Here is a 17597-nt window from a genome sequence, read left to right as displayed (position 1 = left end):
TACAAAGCCTCGAGCAAAGGTCTTCTCAATGGGCCTCAGTGCGTGAGGTCCATTGGGTGATAAGCAATTCAGCGAGAGCACGCAACTAGTGCACGCCCAAGCGCAATCCTTCGATCAAGAGCACCATCACGCCCATCGCGGACATGCCAAGGGCGCCATACAGGATTCGCATCAACTTGTCCTGACGCGAGCCGATCCGCGCAATCGACGCCTCAATTTCCCCAAGCTGCCGCTCCGCCGCGATACGATATCCGGCGGAATTCCGCTCGATCGCGCCTAGCTGGGTTTCCACGCGCCCGTGGAATTCGTCGCACCGCGTGCTGACCTGCTCGATCTGCCTGACAAGCTGTTCGACGTGACGTTCGCTCGCTCTCGCTCGCTCGTCGATGATCCCCTTGATGATACGAACATTTTCGACGATCGATGCTTCGATTGCCGATATGCGGGTGTCCGCCACGGCCCGATGCTTCCTCTCGTCTGCGGTGAACTCGCCGAACCGAATGCGGGCCTTTTCGTCAAAGGCAACGCAGGATTCTACTAGCCGTTCGAGCCGCACATCCACATGCTCCAAGCGGCGTTCGCTGCGAGCCCGGCCTTCGTCAACAGCCGCTTGCAATGCCCGATGTTGCTGCGCCGATTCGCGCTGCGCTTCGTTCAGCGCTTGTTGACCATCTATCAGCGAGGTCAAGCTCGGCAACAACTTCGCCGTCAATGCCTCGAGGATCCGCTGAATCGCGGTCGCCGCGCGCGCCTCGGCATTGGATATCTCGTCTAGTCGGTCGCCGACCGTTTCCTGTAGATCGCGGACAGATTGAAACTTGCGTCCAACATCCGTGCCGACGCCTTCCGCCGCCGCCCTGAAATCGTGACCGAGTTTCTTCACTGCGGCGTCCAGCTTATCGATAACAGGCCGATTGACCATGTTGGCCAACAACTCCGCCAAGTCAGCCTCGGCGGCACTGGTCATGTCCGATGTAGTCATTCGTTTTCCCCATCCATCATTCTTTGAAGCTCCGGCTCAATCAGCTTCCTGAACAACAACCGATAAAAGCGCTTGACCGGGTCCGATTCCTTGTGAAAACGACGCTCAGCATCCGACAACGCGGTGGCGTGCGCGCTCGTCATGTGGTCGTGAAAGCGCTTTCCGTGTTCGATGCTGTGTTGCATTCGCACCTCAAAATCCTCGAGGGCTTGGGCCGCTTTTTCGATTGCGGCGCGATCCGCATCGAGCGTTGTGCACAACCGCTCCTGGCGCGACGCGAAGGCAATACGCGCGCTCTTGAATCGTGCCCGCTCCTTTTGCAGGCGATCCTGCTCGGTGGTCAATTGAGCGGTGACCTTCCGGCGGGCCGTGGCGATGAATGTCCTGCGGACGTCCATCACCGTCTTTACCAACGCCTGGAAGTCGTTCTCGAAACGCGAAAATACAGGGGAATACCAGTCGAACCAGTGGTCCTCGAGACTATCGATGTGCTCGTCGATCGCCCGCATCGTCGGGGGCGCCCCCAGATCGAGGATGAAGGCTGGCGACCCGCTATCCCGCTCAACGTCGCCGTCCACCGTCCGATCGGAGGAAAGGGCTGGTTCACGCAGCGGTGGCGTGTCCATCATGAGCTCACGCTCGGATAGTGCCCCCCATAAAGCGCGTAGCTTGCGGCGCTTTTCCTGCGCCACGGCCACCAAGACCGACGGCCGCGTGCTTTCTGGTACCGCAGGCGCAATCTCGGACTGCGGAAAAGCCGACTCCAGTGCCGAATCGAGCCATGCGCCACTCATAAGATTGGTCAATGTTTCCAGCCTTTCGTCGAGCTCCTCGATTCGTCGATCAAGGCCACCGATCTCCTTTTTGCAGACTTCGAGCGCGCTCAATTGACTCGCAATCCGGCTCGCCAGCACCTCCCTGCGAGAAGTGTTCTCCTTCCGGAATTGGCTGACTTTCCGGTCAGCAATCTGCTGAATCTCAAATGCCATTTTCACGCGAGAGTAGGGATTGGAGGCACGACCCACGCTGTCCATGAAATCGGCCCACACCTCGTCGACGACACTTTTCGCGCTCGCGAAGTACTCGGCATTCGACTGCTGCAGATCGACCCACGACGTGCCGAATTCGAGCGGATAGACATAACGTCCGAGCGCTTTCGGAAGCGGATAGTCGTGCAACCTCAGCTGCTTCATCAGCCGCGCTCTCACATCGTCGGCGGAGCGAGACTGCTCCGCGAACCATTCGCGAAAACTCGCCGAGGAGAATGAATACGTGCAGACGACGCGAAAGCGCTTCGGGTGGCTTGCCCAGTCCTGCAACTCCGGCAATTGCAGCGCAGCGGGATGGGCAAAGCCCAGATTGTCGGCGCGACCGACCAGCACGATCAGGTCCGCGATGGGTACGTACGTCCTCGCTACGCGTCGCACGTGATTCGCTTCGTTCGGGTTGGCAGCGTTCAGTCCGGGCAAGTCCAGGAGACGGATTTCCGCCGCTAAGGTAATGGCCGCGGGTGAGAAGAAGCAACGAGGAATATAGACATCGACGACATCCGGTACTTCGTCAGACCCCGACTCCACTTTTGCGCGAAGCGCGGCGAAGCACGCTTCCGCTTCGCCGCCCGCCAGATCCTTGCCAGTTTTGCCGATCCGCCATCCGTCGCTTTCGGACTTTCGGTAGCGCATCGCTGTCGCCGTGGATGACTTGCCGACGGTCCGGCCGCCACGCAACACACCGCTCACTTCCGCAGCATGGGCCCGGTCTACGCCCAGCATATCGAGCATGAGCGTGGTCTTGCCGACCTGGGTAGATCCGTACACTACGACTGTCACCTGGTCCGAGCGGTTGTAGTCGGCCTTCAAGTCGGCGTCGATGCCTTCGACGAATTGCGAATAGGCATCGTACGCCCACTGGTGACGCGTCTCGTGCAGGTCAAGCCAGAACTTGTCGATCACGAACGTCACTCATCAATTTCAACCGCGCGCGTTCGAGCGCGGCGATACCGCGTAACAACTGGTCCCGGAAGCCGAGCGAGACGTCGAGGCGATAGGCGGCGCCGAGCGCCCGCTGCATCCGCTCCTCGATCAACTCCATCAGTTCGTCATAGATCTCGAGGTGCCTGTCGACGTGTGCCGCGGCCAGATGATCCATTACCGTGTCGATATAGCCGCGCCTTGCCGCGTCGTATTGGTGAACCTCCTTGATGGCCGCGTAAGCAAGAAAGCCGCCGGCGACGACACCGGACGCAATGAGCGAGAGCGTTGCCCCGATCCCGGTGGCCGCGGTAGCCGCGCCGAAGATGGCGTTCATCAGGCTCGGGATCGTATCCAGGCTGCCATCGATCGCCACATCGACGGCGAGGATGCATGCCACCGTTCGCAGTACGTTCCTGAGCGAGTTGTTGAGCGCGATTGCGCCACTCAGCTTCACGGCCTGGTCGCCCAGCTTTTCCGCCTGGACCAAGCTCACGTTCATGCCCGGTCCCGACATCAGCAAGGCCTGATTGATGCGAATGAACTCCATCGTAATCGCAGGAATCAGCTGCACTACGCGCTGAAGCGCTTCTCGATCTTCGTGGGTGCTGACGTCGGCATCGTCCTTGGACGAGGCGGACAACACGTGTTTCAATCCCCTGAGCACGTACGGGGCGGCCCACGGCGCATCCTCCAACGCGTCGGGCACCCCGCCTTCATAGCCGAGCAGCGCGGGCAGATTCGCGCTTTTCTCAGACAACGCACCGGCTTGAGATTCGAGTTGCAGATGCGTCTTCGCCATTCTCGACAGAACCTGAAAGTCGGTCTCCATCGGGTTCGTCGGGCCTTCCTGGCCGCCCGGCGCGCGCCAGCAGTCGATTATCCGGTCGATGTGCGCCTGTTCTCTTTCTCCCGAGCGAAGCTGCAGAAACTCCTTGACGTGGCGCGCCTTGTTCCTGAACCCGGTTTCCTCGTCGGCGTAGCGTCTTTTGGCTGCGTCTCGCGCGCGGTTGGCGTAGTCGCGGATCTGCCTGCGCAGTTCCCGCTCGTAGCTGCGCCGGTATTTCGCGACCGCCGCCGTGAATTTCTCGACGATGCTCGCGCGTTGCAGCTCGGCGACGCTGCTCACCACACCTTCGTCGACCAGCGCATGCTCAAGCGCGGCCTGCACTCTCGGCAGTTCGCCGTCAAGCAAGTCGAGCATATCCGTGACGCGCAGCTCGTCGGACTCGGCCGCATGTAGCGCGTACCGATTCAGCCCGTCGATCAGCGCTTGCGACCAGCCGGCGACGTAGTCCGCGTTGCCGACGCCGGAAGGCACGATACGGTCTCGCTCGCCGTCTGGAACGCCGAAGACTTCCGCGACCCGATCGCCAATCCTGACACGTTCGCTCGCATCGACGTTCTCGGTCTTGCTGGCGACGATCACGGGCTTGCGCGCCTCGAGACAGGTCGTGGACAGGTCTCGGAGAATGTCGAGCTGAGTGCTCTCCGCAAGCCTCCCCACGTCCGTCACGATGATCGTCCCCAGAGCTAGCGTCAGCGTTCGGCGCATCAGTCGTTGCCAGACGGAGTTGCTCTCGTTCTCGACCTCGTAGCCAGGTAGCAGCACGAAGCCCACCTTGCTGCCATTGAAATATCTGCGTGGCACCAGCAGCATCGGCAGCAGGTCGCTGTCATCCTTCTCGTCGCGCCAACTGACGATCCGGTTGCGGAAGTCCTCGCCGCTGAGCCGACGCTCTACGATGTCGCCTTGACTGTTGACGGACTGGACGACGCCATATGGTTCGTCGATCCCCTCTTCCTCCACGACGAAAACTGGCAGGCGTTCACCGCGTCCTTCGTTGTCATCGAGCCACGTCCGGTCGAGGCCGTACAGTTCGCGGATCAACCGCGTCTTGCCGGCACCTTGAGTGCCCGCCACCGCGATGTAATAGCGTTCATTGAGCTCACGCGCGATCCGGAGCTTGCGGATCACGTCGACTATCGCATCGGATACATCCTTGCGCTTTATCGCGCCGTCGCCGGCTCGCAAGACTCGCGTCAGCGCGTGTTCCACCTGTTCGATCAATCTGCTATTGAATGTCATATGCTTGATTTGCCTGATTCGACCTTTACGGAGCAACAGACGGTCTATTGAAATCCCCCGTGCGACCGTCGTTTCACATTCGTTCTCAGCGGCTACTCGGATTACGTGCGTACATTCGGGAGCGAGAAGCCAGCGGGTGCCCCCGAAAGATCCTGATCGGCTCGATCCTCCGGCCCAACGTCCGGTGGCGCGAAATCCGGTGTGGTGCCGTTGATTTCGGCGATCACGCTCTCGAATCCCGGATACTGCGCGGCCATACCCGCCATTGGTTGTTGGAGACTGTCTCCCGGGATTTGGATGCTGCTCCAGACGACCACATGGAAGCTACAGGCCAGCAGCCACCATCTCGTACAAGAGGGTGGCCCCGACATGCACACGGTCCACGTCATCCACGCCGCCTGTCTGTGGGATCGAGTACAAGCGATTCGGCCCGTCGGTGGCGATGTTGAGAGAGGTGCAGATCTGGTCCAGTATTACTGTTTGATTTGAATTGCTCGGCTCGCAGCTAATTCTCCAACCTTCCTGCACACACTGGATTTGAATCCCGCTTCTCGCCAGAGTCAGCACTCTCGGGCCCGTTTCTAAACCCGAAAAGCTGTACGGCCAACCCGGATTGGCAATTCTATTTCCCGCGATGCCGCTCTGATGGACGATGGCGAGCAGATACGGGTCGCGGTAATAACTGCTCAGTCGTTCCTTGTCGAGCATGCATACCTGATAACCTCCGTTCGGGCTGATCGTGTACCTGCCCGACGCGCCGTCGCGCATCACATCGTACTTAACGAAGTAGTAGCGCCAGTCCTTCAGCGTCGTATCAGCGTTCAAATAGATTTGCGTCAGGTCGCCGAGTGCCATTTTGCCTACGGAAACTGCATCCAGTAGCTCCATCAATGAATTGGATGCCGGATGGACTCTTTCAAATTTCCGGCGGCGAAATAGCTCTCGCCAAGGTTCGTCGTTTTTGGGGGCGCCGATATCCGCTAGGCGATGGCCTGTCCAGCGAACCTCTCTGCGCGAATAGTCGCCTTTTGTCAGTAGGGCGGCGGTCAAGGTTTTCCACTGCTGCGGATGGGCCGATTTATCGAAAATAGCGAGAAATGCCTTGGCCCGCTGCCCGAAGTGTTGGGGGGCGAGATCAAATACGGTCAGGCCGCCGCGCATTAAATCGTGGTCTTCCACGGCGTGCAAGTCAGCCTCCAATCCCCTCACAGCTTGCAGCATCTGAGCCTTCAATTGCTCGTGCTCGACTTGCACCTGGTTGAATGTGGCGACTTGCTCCAAGTCACCATGGACTATAACCGCGCTTGTCTCATCCAGCAATTTCGGCATATTGTTCCGCTCGCCAGCGCGGATCTCATCCTCTGACGCTTCCACCAGGTTACGAAGTATCCGTATCCTCTTTGGGAACTCTTCGGTTCGGTGAATGCGGTGAATAAGGATTCCGTAAAGAAGAAGCGTATGTGCCAAGGTCCATTTACGCGTTCCATAGTGCCGGCAACACGCGTGAAAGAGGTCAACATCCTCTTCTTCAAAGGAATTGAAGATCAGCAGCGCGCCGCTTTGAGCGCTCCTCTGACTGGTCAAGACGTTCGCGAACTCCTGCTTGATGTGCACTTGCTTCCAGGCGTCGAATGCCTTGAAGAGAAAGTCGACACTATCAGCCGCTTCGGGCGCGTCCACACCATACACTTGTTCAGCAAGATAGTCGTCGTGCAATCCGGCCTTGAATTCGAGGTTCACCCTCCATGCATTGATCTCCGTTATGAAGCGGAAATAGCGCATGAATTCATTGTCGATGAGATTGTCCACGCCTCGATACGGCCAGAGGATGTCGGACCAGACGGTGTCAACATTCTTGCTAAAGTATTCGACTCCATTGTGTCCTGCTCGTTTGAGAAGCGCCTCAAAGTGCGCCTTGAAATTCTCGAACGCAGTGAGCGGCCTGCCGCGCGAATTCATCTTGATGTACAGACTATCGGTCAGACCGTTGGCCGCCATTGGGAGCACATGAAAGCGAATCGCCGGGTTCTCTTTGTCGATAAGGCGCTTCCACGCGGCCTGGAAATCAGATAGTTCGGCCCCTTCAAACGAACGATGTATGGTGTCTAGCACGGTCAGCATCGACTGGACTGACGGATCGTGTTCCCAGGTCGGCAGATAGTCTGACTGATCTCGAATCCACTCAGACAAACAAGCAGAAAAGTCCGGGAAACAGCTGACCAGAAAATAGCAGAAATCGCGCGCACTGGGCCGAGTCGCGTAGGTAAACCTGGACCACGGTTCATTCTTGCCGATGGTGCCGGTTCGCCAGGCGAGGTAGCAATGCAGCAGGAACAACGTCGTTAGCCGCTGCTGTCCGTCGAGCGGGCAAAATTTACCTGAACTCTCTACGTCGCCAAAGACAAAATCAAGGTCGACGGTGCCACCTCGGGGCATGACTGCGCTGCAAAGGGTGCGGATGAAATTATCTCGGATACGCTTGACCGATTCGGTGTTGCGACCTTGGGCATAATCGCGCTGAATAAGCGGGATCTCAATCTCTTGAATAACCAGATTCGATATTTCACGTCCGAACAAATCAGCAAAGCTGGCAAGCGAAGGGGACGTTAGAGTCATGGATACGGGGGCGTTCATAGAAAGGATGTGTCAGCACGAGTTAGTTCAGGTAGGGCTTGAGTACGTCGCGAATTGCCTCGAGGTAGTCGTCCTTGTCCTGCTTGCCCCAAAAGTGCGGCTGGCTGGCATCCGCTGCCGCGTAGTACTTCAAGAAGACGTTTCGGGTGCAGCACGGCACGTATTTCCCCGCGCGATCAAGTTCCAATATCATCTGTCGCTTCACTTCAAATACAGAGCTGTTCAATCGGCTATTGTCACTACTAGAGAGCAAAGCGAGGTTCCGTATCGAGTGGTCAGGTAGCTGATCTTGGTTCAGCAGCTCCAAGATGCGCGTGCTCAGTAAATTGAATTTCTCGCCGGAGAACCCGCCGGCCTTTTCCGCCACAAGTTCGTCAACGGCCGCCTGGATTTCGTCTTTTAGTTGCTTTTTAGCTTCGTGCTCCGAAATCACAGCGTCGATCGCATTCCTGTGAGTGATGAGCCAAGTCCTCCACTGCTCCGCTTTGTTTAGTGCATCGGCATTTTGCGCGTGAATATGCTCGAGCGTCCACTTATTCCCCAAGTGTTCCGAGAATGGAAATCGAACTCCGAAACGGCTGCATGTCTCAACGTTCATGAGCAGAAGCAGATCCATCAATTTTGGATAGCCCCGCTTCCTTTCCTCATAGCTCAGATCTTCCAGGTCGTCGTCGTTCACACCGAGATTCTTCTTGATCCGCGCAATAAGGCCCTGCTCAAATTCACTCTTTCTCTTGTGTTTGACTTCAAAGGCGAGTTCACCGAAGGGGCGACCACTCGCGATAATAAAGCCAATCTTGTTGTAAATCTTGGGAACGTCAAACCATCCAAGTATCTGTGCGTGCAGCGCCACAACGTCTTTCCAGAATTCTGAAAAGTCCTGCTCAATACGGCGCTGCAAGACGTCAAACGTGTGGTAGCGAGGGCGCACGCCCGGTGGGCCGCCCTGCTCGTCCGCAAGGGTGTCTAGCAGCAGACTGATACGTGTCGGATATTTGTCATCTCCCACACCGGCCCCCGCTCCGGCCACGAACGCCCAGATATCGTGGTGGTGTAGATCTCGTTCTATGGCATCCCACTGTGCCGCGATTTCCAGGGCACGATCCGGTGACTGACTACGCACCTTCGAAAGAAGAGCTGCCTTGATCAGCTCGGCATCCGTTAGCGGAATACGGCCTACATTGAGGCGCGTAAAGAGGGGAATGGCTTCAACACTGGCAGGCGCCTCATACCAAATCACCCGCACGGATTTGAACAAGTGGTTGTGAAGTGTGCTCGCTACACTATTGCGTACATATTCATCTCCATGCTGTTTGAACCACTCATCAATAGCCTGGTACGCATGGTAAAGGTGAAAGAAATCGATATTGGTACCATGCTTCGCCTCATCGAGCGTATCGACGTAGGTCTCACTGCCTTGCCTCGTTTCGTAGCGCAGGGAATAGGGCGCCCCTATGCCCTGCGAGGCATCCCGCCTCATATATTGCAGAATCAGATAAAGCGTCGTCAGCCTTTGCTGACCATCTATCAACTCCCATTCCTGACTGGCGAGTTCCTCCGAGTGCTTGTGCAACTTCACAACGATCGGCTGCAGGCTATACTCACTGCCGTTACTGCCCCAGATATCATCAAGCAGGCGCGTGACGTCGCATTTGTCCCATCGGTAACCACGCTGATAGCCGGGGACAAAAAACCGACCGCGTATTGCGCCTATCGTTTTGTGCATCAACGCGTATGCTGGTCCGGCCGGCGCCGCTGTGGAGGAAGAATTGGGTATTGGCATTGATTTCTCTCTGGGGAAATCGCTTATCTGATCATATCCGTCGCCTCGCGGGCAATCGTGCACATTGCCTGGGGACGACGTTTCCAGCAAATCACGGGGTCGCGTGCACGGACGCTAAGTTAGTCGAGACGATAGTCGCTCGTGACACAGGGCACGGTCCCTGCGCTGACGCCCCACTACGCGATATCGGTCGAGCCGCCGAAACCTTTAGGGTGGTCGCACTCACTAGCTGACATTCCTGTCGGTGTATTGCGTGCGGCATATGCGCGGCTAGTCAAGGCCTATTCGCCCGGAAGGCCGGCATTCGATGTCCGCGCAGGAAGAAGTCCCCTTTTCCGTGGCTTCCGGCAGGGTCGAGCAGTCATGCCGCGTGTTAGTGTGACGGATCTCGTAAAGGTCAGCGCACGACACGCTTAGGGGGCCGACGCAGCCAGGCGTGCCCGCGGCACCCAGGCACGGCGGTCATACAACATGTTCAAAGCGTCTTGGTAAATTGAGTTCATCGATGGCTGTTCCATTTTGATTCCCCGCCTATGGTATGGAAATGCATTCCCTGCACCACCGCATTCCGAATCGCCCAGCGATTCACGCTTTTCCTGTTTTCGTCGCCCGGCACGACTTCCTGAGCCCCGAAGAGTGAGCGGCTAGCGACATCAGTGGTCGGCCTTCCTTCCTGCCAGAGCAGCAGGCGGGTCGGCGGCTCGCACGTCGTCCGTCGGCCGCTGCGCTCGGGAAGCCCGCACCGCCACGCGCCGCACCTTGCTCACCTGGTCGCCGAACCCGCGCAGCCACCATTCGAGCTGCGCCGTATCGACAACGGTCGCACGAATCTCGAGCTGATTCCCGACTTCCTTCACTTGCTGGTCCAGCGACAGAGGTGATTCCAGCAAGTGCAACCCCGCCTCCTTGTGGATACGGAAGCTGAGACGGATCTGCTTACCTTCCCCGAACCCGAAGCGCCCGTCCGCATCGTATTGCTGGAGATCGAAGTCCGCCGGCCGCTCGAACGTCCGTGTCGAAGCCTGTGCCGAGACGATGCGGTTCAGCGCGAGAATGCGTTCGTCGCCGTAGCCCTCGTAGCGCCCCACGAGATACAGCCTCGACCCCTGCTGCGCGAGCCCCAAGGGCATAAGGTCGGCAGCTGAGCGCTTGCCGGCCGCATTCACATATTCGACCTTGAGCCAGCGATCCGCATACAGAGCATTGCTCACGGCCTCAAACACGCCGGGCTTGATCCGAGGCGGCAAGAGCGGCTGCGTCGTGCTCACCACGCGCACTTTGGACAGCCACGTTCGTTCTCTCTTGGCATTCGCGTGCGGTCCGAGATTCATGCGCGCCTGCTCGAAGAATCCCGCCATCGACTTCATCAGACTGGCCGGCAACAAATTATGCAGGTGCTGCTCGGCCAGCGTCAGCAACAGTGACTCCTGTTCGCTGATTCCAGGCATCGACAGCCCGCATGCCCGCTCTTTCCAGCGGTAACCGTAGGGTTTGCTACGGTCGTCGCGCTCGATGTCGAAATGCTCGCTGAGCATTTCGAGCTGACGCTGGATGGTCCGGAGATCTCTAGCCAATCCGGCATTCGTCAACTGGTCATGGAGTTCGGTTGCCGAAACCTTACGATTGCGTGGAATGCGGCGCAGCAGCTCCACGGCGAGCCGGACGGTCTCCGGCGTGTCAGGACGCTTGGACATATAGGATCATAGTTCGAGGTCGTGGCATCCCGCGAGGAACTGCCAGAGGCGCACCATCGCAAAGGTATCCAGTCCGCAATAGTCAAGCAGCTGCTGCTCGATCTGCTCCTTGCGCGCGCGGGCGGTGCCCGGGTGGATCGCCTCCTGATAAGCGCGCATGGCCATGCCGCCGTCCTGGACTTCATCGAGTGCGTCGTATCGCAAGTCGGGGGCGACCGCCGGCAGGACCCTCTTGATGCTCCAGCTGCCCTGTTGCGAGGGATGGTAATAGCGGTCTTGCGCGATCGGGAGCAAGTCGACGATTCGGTCTCGGATTGCCAGCAGTGAGGTCGCAAGACGCGGAAAGCGGTCGGCCAGCTCACGGATGCGCGTAGTTTCGAAACCGGCGTTGTACACGAACACAGGACCGCACTCCCCACAACCTGCGATCAACGCTTGCGCAAACGCGCGCGAAGGGTCGTCGCCCGAAACGTCGAGAAATGCCTGATGCTCGAGCTTGCCGGTTCGTGAAAGGCGGTGTGCGCTGAACTGAAAGGGAATCTGCTGATAGGGGCGCGTTCCTTTCCAGATCGGCACGGCAAACTGGATCGTCTCGAAGTCGAGAAAGTACGCGGGCAGCTTGTGGCCGGCGAGGTCGGCTATCGCGCCGGCAGCATCGAAGAACGTTCTTCCCGACAAGGCGTGCGATTTGACGCGGAGCTGCCGTTCGTTGAGGAGATCGTCGGGCACTTCGCGCATGTCGGCGAAGCCATCTTCGATAAGGGACTTGAGCGGCTTCGTCCCGACGCGTGGGAGCCACTGCACGGGGTACTCCGGCTGAGGCTCCCCACTCTGGCAATAGCCGAGGAAGCCGCACTCGTAGGGATCCAAGCAGTGCTGGCCCGTTTGTCTGTCCGGCTCGCGAGCCTGCCTCGCGACTGCATGTGCATTGGCAATCCAGCCTTGCACCTCGTCTGTCCGTGCAAACGCGTCGTCAGTCAAGTCGTGCTCAGTCAGCAGCCCCTCGTAGTCTTGCGCACCAGGATACGTCCAGCCGCTGTCTATATGCGCGACCGCAACCGACGAAAGCGGCACTCCAGCGCTCCTGGCAACAAAGGCCTGGATCGCCACGTCGTCGCGCTGGTAGTCCTTGACGCGCGTCGTCGACTTGACCTCGATCATGCGCCAACTCCGCATTCCCGGCGTGCCCTCCGGCAGCATTACGTCAGCAAAGGCGAGCGCGCCGCCCGCGGAATATCCGGCTTCGAAGATCGGCTGCGCGGTTCCAAGCAACGCCCGGCTGCAAGCGAATGCCGAGTCGAATCCCTCTTGCTGCGCGTCGATCAGCACGCCGTTTTGCTTCGAGTCGTAGAGCCGCCGGGCAATCTCGCCCACCTCGTGTCCCACCTGAAAGCTGACTTGAGTTGCATCGGAGTCTTCACACAATTCGGAACGGTGAAGCTCCAGCCACAGCCGGTTCGGGCATTGCCGGAAGGCGATCAATTTGGACTTGGACAATGTGCGCATGTGTTGTCTTGTTCTCAGGCAAGAAGATTATTCCACGAGCCAGCGTCAAAGAAAGCCGAGCGTGCCTTTCGGACCTTCTTTCATTGCGCACTCGGCCTCGAGAGCGGCAATCAGTCCGACAGGGCTCGTCAGCGCCCGGAAGCGATGCTGGCGAGCCACCGCCGCAAAGTCACCCGGCGTGACCTTCTGCAGCCGATCGAGCCGCGCCTGCAGATCCGGCGAAGGGGCGCCGAGCGCGAGCTCGCGGCAATGGCGGCGAAATAGATTCCACACCTGTCGGGGCTTCATGTATCCGAACTTGACCTTCAGATCGAAGCGCCGCAATGTGGCTTGATCGAGGCCGTCAACGAGATTGGTCGAGGCCACAAAGACGCCTGCGAAAGACTCCATTTGCGTCAGCATCTCATTCACTAGGCTGACCTCCCAGCTTCGTTGAGCGTCGCGGCGATCCTGGAGGAAGCTGTCGACTTCATCGATGAGGAGCACCGCCCCCTCCTGTTCGGCCTGCCGGAAGGCGCGGGCAATATTCTTCTCGTTTTCTCCAACCCATTTGGACATTAGGTCGGAAGCCCGCCTCAAGTGGAGCGGGGCGCCCAGTTTCTCGGCAAGCCACCTGCCATAGGCGGTCTTTCCGGTTCCCGGGGGTCCGTACAGGCACAACCGGCCTGCCTTGTTCCGGTCAAGGCCCGCGGCAACTTCCGTCAGATCGGCGTCGGCATGAACGAACGCCGGGTCATAGGTCTCCGGCAGACGGTTAGGATCCGACTTGCGGATGGCCCGGTGCCCTTGCGCCTCCAGCGTATTGCTGATCAAGAGCTCGATGGCAGCGGCTGCCCGCTCGGCGCCCAGGTCTCGACGGATGGCTCGCACCACCGACGCCGCGCGCGTGACGACAGCCGGCGCCAGCATTTCGGACTCGGCGACGCGGTCCACGGCGCGGGCGTCGAGGAGGCCCCCGCAGGCGCCTTCGATGATCTTCGTGCGCTGGCTTTTCGGAGGCACCGGCAGTTCGACGACCATGTCGAAGCGCCGGACGAACGCTGCGTCGAGACAGCCGACCGAGTTGGAGATCCACAGCGTGGGCACGCGGTTGGTCTCGAGCATCCGGTTGATCCACGCTTTGCGCGTCTGCGCCGTGCTCTTGCGTCCAAAGATATTGTCGCCGTCGTTAAACACGTCCTCGACCTCGTCAAAGACGATCATCGCGCGCCGCTGTCCGAAGAAGCTCTGGGCAGCTCGGAACGCGCGGAGCCGCCTCTCGCCGTTGATCGGATCGCCGTCGCCGTCCTCGCTGGCGACCTCGAACAACTCACAGCCGAGAGCCGCTGCCAATGCCTTCGCAAGCTGGCTTTTGCCAGTGCCTGGCGCGCCGTGGAATAGGACGTTGACGCCGGTTCGGCCGGATGAGAGCGCTCGCCGCAGGTACGGGCGGAGCACCGACAACGATGCCCTGACGTGCTTGTAGTCCGACAGCTTCAATTGCGAGGGGGCCGCCGGCGCAACCATGTCCCGCAAAAGGACGACGGGGTCGACCTCCGACGAGACGATGTGGTCGGCGAACTGGTCGGACAGCAATTCCAGCTTACCGCTCAACGTCCCGGGGTGACCACGGTCGAGCGAGACCAGGCCCGATTGCACCAACGCGCCGTGCGTGCTCAACGCGTCGCGGATCTCCAACTCCGGTAGATCAAGCAGCACCGCCAACACATGAATAACCTTGGCGGACGTCAGGTGCCCGAGCCAGTCAGCGGTGTCGTCGAGGAGACGTTCGCTCTTGAGCATTGCGACGAATTCGAGAATCCGGCAATCCGTGGCGGACAGCCCGACGAGCTTCGCAAGGCGCGCGACGTTGGCGTCGAGACAGGCCGAAAGCCCGGCCCCCGAGCATTGGTTCTCCCATTCCTTGTGGAGCTTGCGTAGCTGGATCCGGACGGTCTTGGGATTAAAGTCGTCCACCTCGGGGGCGAGCCACTCCTGAAGGCCGAGCACCTCGGCCAGCGAGTCGTCCTGAAAGCCAGCGCGGTTGACGAACGCGCGGTGCCCGCCAAGCGGGACGAGCATCCGGAGCAGCCACCGCTGGACCGACGGCGGAACGTCCGACGCAGGATCGGAATTGCGGGAACGGCTGCGACGCAAAGGCATGGGGATCTCCCTGTTCAATAGGAGAATCCTACGGATGCCTGCGGCAAGATGTGTCGCAGCCGGTGCAGGCCTCGCCTTCTAGCTAACGCTGCAGCGGGCGTCCGCCGTGATGCGCACATTGGGTGGGAGCCATCCGGAAGGCGACAGGATGACGCGACTCGCGAGGGCCGCTGGCCTCACGCTAGGGACCGTGCACCGCATGCCGTGCACGCTGATCTCAGTCGAGCCCACCTTCTCATCGAAAGCTGCCACAAGATCGATTTCGCCTTTCGGTCGCCTGGATTATCGGCATCTTGGGGGACTCCCAGGCTCATCAGTTCTCTATCCTCGAGCGCGCCAATCCGCCTCGAATCGTTCACTTACGTCGCAACAACGACCGATACTCTCATAGCCTCCCTTCAAGCACCAACACCTTGACACGCGGAACTCCGGAGGGGGCATACGCGTGGAACGTCGTGAACGAAGTTTCGATGCAAGGGCAGCCCTCCACGGAAAAGTCGGCGCCGCACAATTGCAGTCGAGACATGAAATGTCCTACGGGCAGGCCATGATATCGACCTCTAGGATGTGTCACGTGAAAGCCGGCATATCAACCGGCTGTGCGGTCAGCAGCCACGACGATACAGACCACCCTGCGGGATGACCAATGCCAACTCCGCCAAGACATGGACGAAAATTGACCGATATGACTGTGCGGGAACTCGCACAACTTCGATTTCTGAATGACAGGCTCATGGAGACCGAGCAATGGATTCATCGTCGCGCAGCTCGATGCTTATTCGACTATTACAAGTCCGGGGGACTGAAACGGTGCAGGCTTGACGAACAGACGTTCGAGGACGTCGAAGTGGACGCAAAGGTTTGCTGCATCCTCAACGAAACGCATCCCGAATTTAATCCGGATGAAGACAACATCATTGCCACGCTCAATGCGGGCCTGTTACTGGTTGAAGGGAACAAGCTCGACCGTCGGAACTGGAATGAAGTTTGGGAGAGCGAGCCGCACCCGCTTTCCGATATGCATTTCTGCTGGCTGTTCCACGACCTTTTCGACCACCATCTCAGAGGGGACTGGGACAGGATGCTGCAGATTGGCGGGCTTCAAATTGAGGTGATCCAGATACAGCAACGCGAAATGTATTGGGCGGGTTAAATAACCTCTGGCTTCGATTTGATTGAATCGTTCTAATGCGTGACAACCGTAATCGCCGACCCTCGGTTTCGGCTTGCATCAAGTGGAAGTCGCTTTCATGGTAGCGACATTTCCGGGTCCTCAAGATGCGCACGAGCTCGTAGAAGTGATTCACGGTGCTGCAGACGATGCGAACTTGTCGGAGCCGGTGGCTGCACGCGAGTTCATCCGAGTGCTCGAGGAGCGTGACGAAGCCATGTATGAGTTAACGTCGAAAATCGACGCGACGCTGGTCGCCGAGTAATTGTGCCGGTTCCTGCCGGCGACCGACGGTGCACGGAAACGACGGAAGGACGACGACGATGAGCCCGTGGCGCGAAAAAGCCCTTCTTCTGGAGCACCCGACCATCTACCGACTGCTCGAGTCGCGCTTCGCGAACACAGAGCGGCTCGAGTGCGGTGACGGCTGGTACGACATAATTGCCGAGCTCTCCGGAAAGCTTGAGGCCGAAGCGCGCAGGGTCCGCGACGACCTGACTGTGATTCAGGTCAAAGAGAAATTGGGTGCGCTGCGCATCTATTGCCGAGGCGCAGTGACCGAGGCCGTGCGGGATTGGGTTGCCAGTGCGGAATGCCATAGCATGCGCACTTGCGAGTTTTGTGGCTCGCCGGGAACGTTGCGCAAGGGTGCTGGGCGGATGCGGACACTCTGTGCTCCCTGCGCCGTGGCAGTGGGTTATCTGTGCGACTGACGCGTGTTGCAGACAGTGCCAGAACAGGGGGAGGAGACATGCCGCAGCTACTTGAACACATCGACGCGATAGCCCGACAGCTCAAGCGCGACGTCCTGTATCTCGCTTTCGTGCGCGCGGAGCGACCATATTACGAGGACTTCAAGACCCTGCCCAGCCGAAAACGCATCCTGCAGTGGTTGGACGATGAGTCAATACCGTGGCGCGAGTGTGGTCCCTATGCTTCGGAAACGGTCACGCGCTCGTACGCCGGCGAGGTTTTTATCAATGTGCCTTTTGATGATCGCGACGCTCAGTACCGGAGGGTTCAGGAATTCCTTGAGTATCCAGACGGCAGCATGCGCTTCGACGACGTGAAGTTCTACGTCGTGCCGCTGGAGGACGCGATGAAGAATGCGCACCACGACGAGCCGGGTTTCTGGGAGCGATGGGCCGATAATTTCTGAGGTGACATTTTTCAGGACACGGAGTGTCTCAATCAAGACGTAGACTGGCTTGTGCGCGCAAGACGGTCCCGAATTGGGGCCAACGAGAAACAGCACAATACCTGACCAACTGCGGGGACTTGAATGAGCACGGAATACCTGAGGAACGACCACTTTAAGATCATAGGCAGCATCGAAACGGATTCGAGCGGCAAACAGGTCGCGCGGGATGCCCATTTTAACCGTGTCGGCGAATACGACCCGCGAGAAGACAGGACCCGGGACAGTCACTTCCGGATTGTCGGTACGGGAAACCAGCTTGCCGGGCTGGTTTGGCGTACGGTCAAATAGTCGTGTTGCGAGGAACTCAAGTGCCTGGGCGGGAAAACAAAATTCTTGATGACGTTCCGAGACAATGGCGACCTCGAGGTTTGCTACGGCAACCTCCGGAGAGGCGAGGGCGGCGGGTTCCTCCGGCGTCGATGCTC

The 17597-nt window shown here is 59.0% G+C and carries 14 protein-coding genes; 6 read left to right on the top strand and 8 right to left on the bottom strand.

Annotated features, from left to right (window positions below; genetic code table 11):
* Window positions 1-85: 85 nt before the first annotated feature.
* The 8 genes from FAZ95_RS01000 to FAZ95_RS00965 all read right to left on the bottom strand — a co-directional run bounded on the left by FAZ95_RS01000 (window position 86) and on the right by FAZ95_RS00965 (window position 14800).
* Window positions 86-982, bottom strand: a complete 897-nt coding sequence (locus tag FAZ95_RS01000; RefSeq protein ID WP_137330725.1) for a hypothetical protein — start codon at window positions 980-982, stop codon at window positions 86-88.
* Window positions 979-2934, bottom strand: a complete 1956-nt coding sequence (locus tag FAZ95_RS00995) for a P-loop NTPase family protein (RefSeq protein WP_137330724.1) — start codon at window positions 2932-2934, stop codon at window positions 979-981. The genes FAZ95_RS01000 and FAZ95_RS00995 overlap by 4 nt, the downstream gene beginning before the upstream one ends.
* Window positions 2912-5023: a hypothetical protein gene (locus FAZ95_RS00990; protein WP_137330723.1), complete on the bottom strand. Its 2112-nt coding sequence runs from the start codon at window positions 5021-5023 to the stop codon at window positions 2912-2914. The genes FAZ95_RS00995 and FAZ95_RS00990 overlap by 23 nt, the downstream gene beginning before the upstream one ends.
* A gap of 342 nt (window positions 5024-5365) precedes the next feature.
* Complete coding sequence (locus FAZ95_RS00985) at window positions 5366-7675, bottom strand: DUF262 domain-containing protein (RefSeq protein ID WP_137330722.1); 2310 nt, start codon at window positions 7673-7675, stop codon at window positions 5366-5368.
* Window positions 7676-7697: 22 nt separating this feature from the next.
* Window positions 7698-9401 carry a DUF262 domain-containing protein gene (locus FAZ95_RS00980; protein ID WP_137330721.1) on the bottom strand — a complete coding sequence of 568 codons (1704 nt, stop codon included), beginning with the start codon at window positions 9399-9401 and terminating at the stop codon, window positions 7698-7700.
* Window positions 9402-10111: 710 nt separating this feature from the next.
* Window positions 10112-11110, bottom strand: coding sequence for a helix-turn-helix transcriptional regulator (locus tag FAZ95_RS00975; RefSeq protein ID WP_254699774.1), 999 nt, complete (start codon window positions 11108-11110; stop codon window positions 10112-10114).
* 48 nt (window positions 11111-11158) lie between these two features.
* The gene (locus tag FAZ95_RS00970; protein ID WP_137330719.1) at window positions 11159-12658 is read right to left on the bottom strand and encodes a DUF2779 domain-containing protein; all 1500 of its coding nucleotides are present in this window, start codon (window positions 12656-12658) and stop codon (window positions 11159-11161) included.
* 45 nt (window positions 12659-12703) lie between these two features.
* Window positions 12704-14800: an AAA family ATPase gene (locus tag FAZ95_RS00965; protein ID WP_254699773.1), complete on the bottom strand. Its 2097-nt coding sequence runs from the start codon at window positions 14798-14800 to the stop codon at window positions 12704-12706.
* 109 nt (window positions 14801-14909) lie between these two features.
* On the opposite strand from FAZ95_RS00965, the gene FAZ95_RS00960 reads away from it, so the two are divergent.
* The 6 genes from FAZ95_RS00960 to FAZ95_RS39705 all read left to right on the top strand — a co-directional run bounded on the left by FAZ95_RS00960 (window position 14910) and on the right by FAZ95_RS39705 (window position 17460).
* Window positions 14910-15191: a hypothetical protein gene (locus FAZ95_RS00960; protein WP_137334375.1), complete on the top strand. Its 282-nt coding sequence runs from the start codon at window positions 14910-14912 to the stop codon at window positions 15189-15191.
* A gap of 342 nt (window positions 15192-15533) precedes the next feature.
* Window positions 15534-15953 carry a hypothetical protein gene (locus tag FAZ95_RS00955; RefSeq protein WP_137330718.1) on the top strand — a complete coding sequence of 140 codons (420 nt, stop codon included), beginning with the start codon at window positions 15534-15536 and terminating at the stop codon, window positions 15951-15953.
* A 97-nt stretch (window positions 15954-16050) separates the two neighbouring features.
* Window positions 16051-16236, top strand: coding sequence for a hypothetical protein (locus FAZ95_RS00950; protein ID WP_137330717.1), 186 nt, complete (start codon window positions 16051-16053; stop codon window positions 16234-16236).
* A gap of 58 nt (window positions 16237-16294) precedes the next feature.
* Window positions 16295-16684 carry a hypothetical protein gene (locus FAZ95_RS00945; protein WP_137330716.1) on the top strand — a complete coding sequence of 130 codons (390 nt, stop codon included), beginning with the start codon at window positions 16295-16297 and terminating at the stop codon, window positions 16682-16684.
* A gap of 38 nt (window positions 16685-16722) precedes the next feature.
* Entirely contained in the window at window positions 16723-17130 is a 408-nt protein-coding gene (locus FAZ95_RS39135) for a hypothetical protein (RefSeq protein ID WP_175425486.1), read from the top strand.
* Window positions 17131-17253: 123 nt separating this feature from the next.
* The gene (locus tag FAZ95_RS39705) at window positions 17254-17460 is read left to right on the top strand and encodes a hypothetical protein (RefSeq protein WP_137330715.1); all 207 of its coding nucleotides are present in this window, start codon (window positions 17254-17256) and stop codon (window positions 17458-17460) included.
* Window positions 17461-17597: the final 137 nt, after the last annotated feature.

The organism is Trinickia violacea (assembly GCF_005280735.1).
Classification (GTDB): domain Bacteria; phylum Pseudomonadota; class Gammaproteobacteria; order Burkholderiales; family Burkholderiaceae; genus Trinickia_A; species Trinickia_A violacea.
This window is presented reverse-complemented; position numbering and strand designations above follow the sequence as displayed.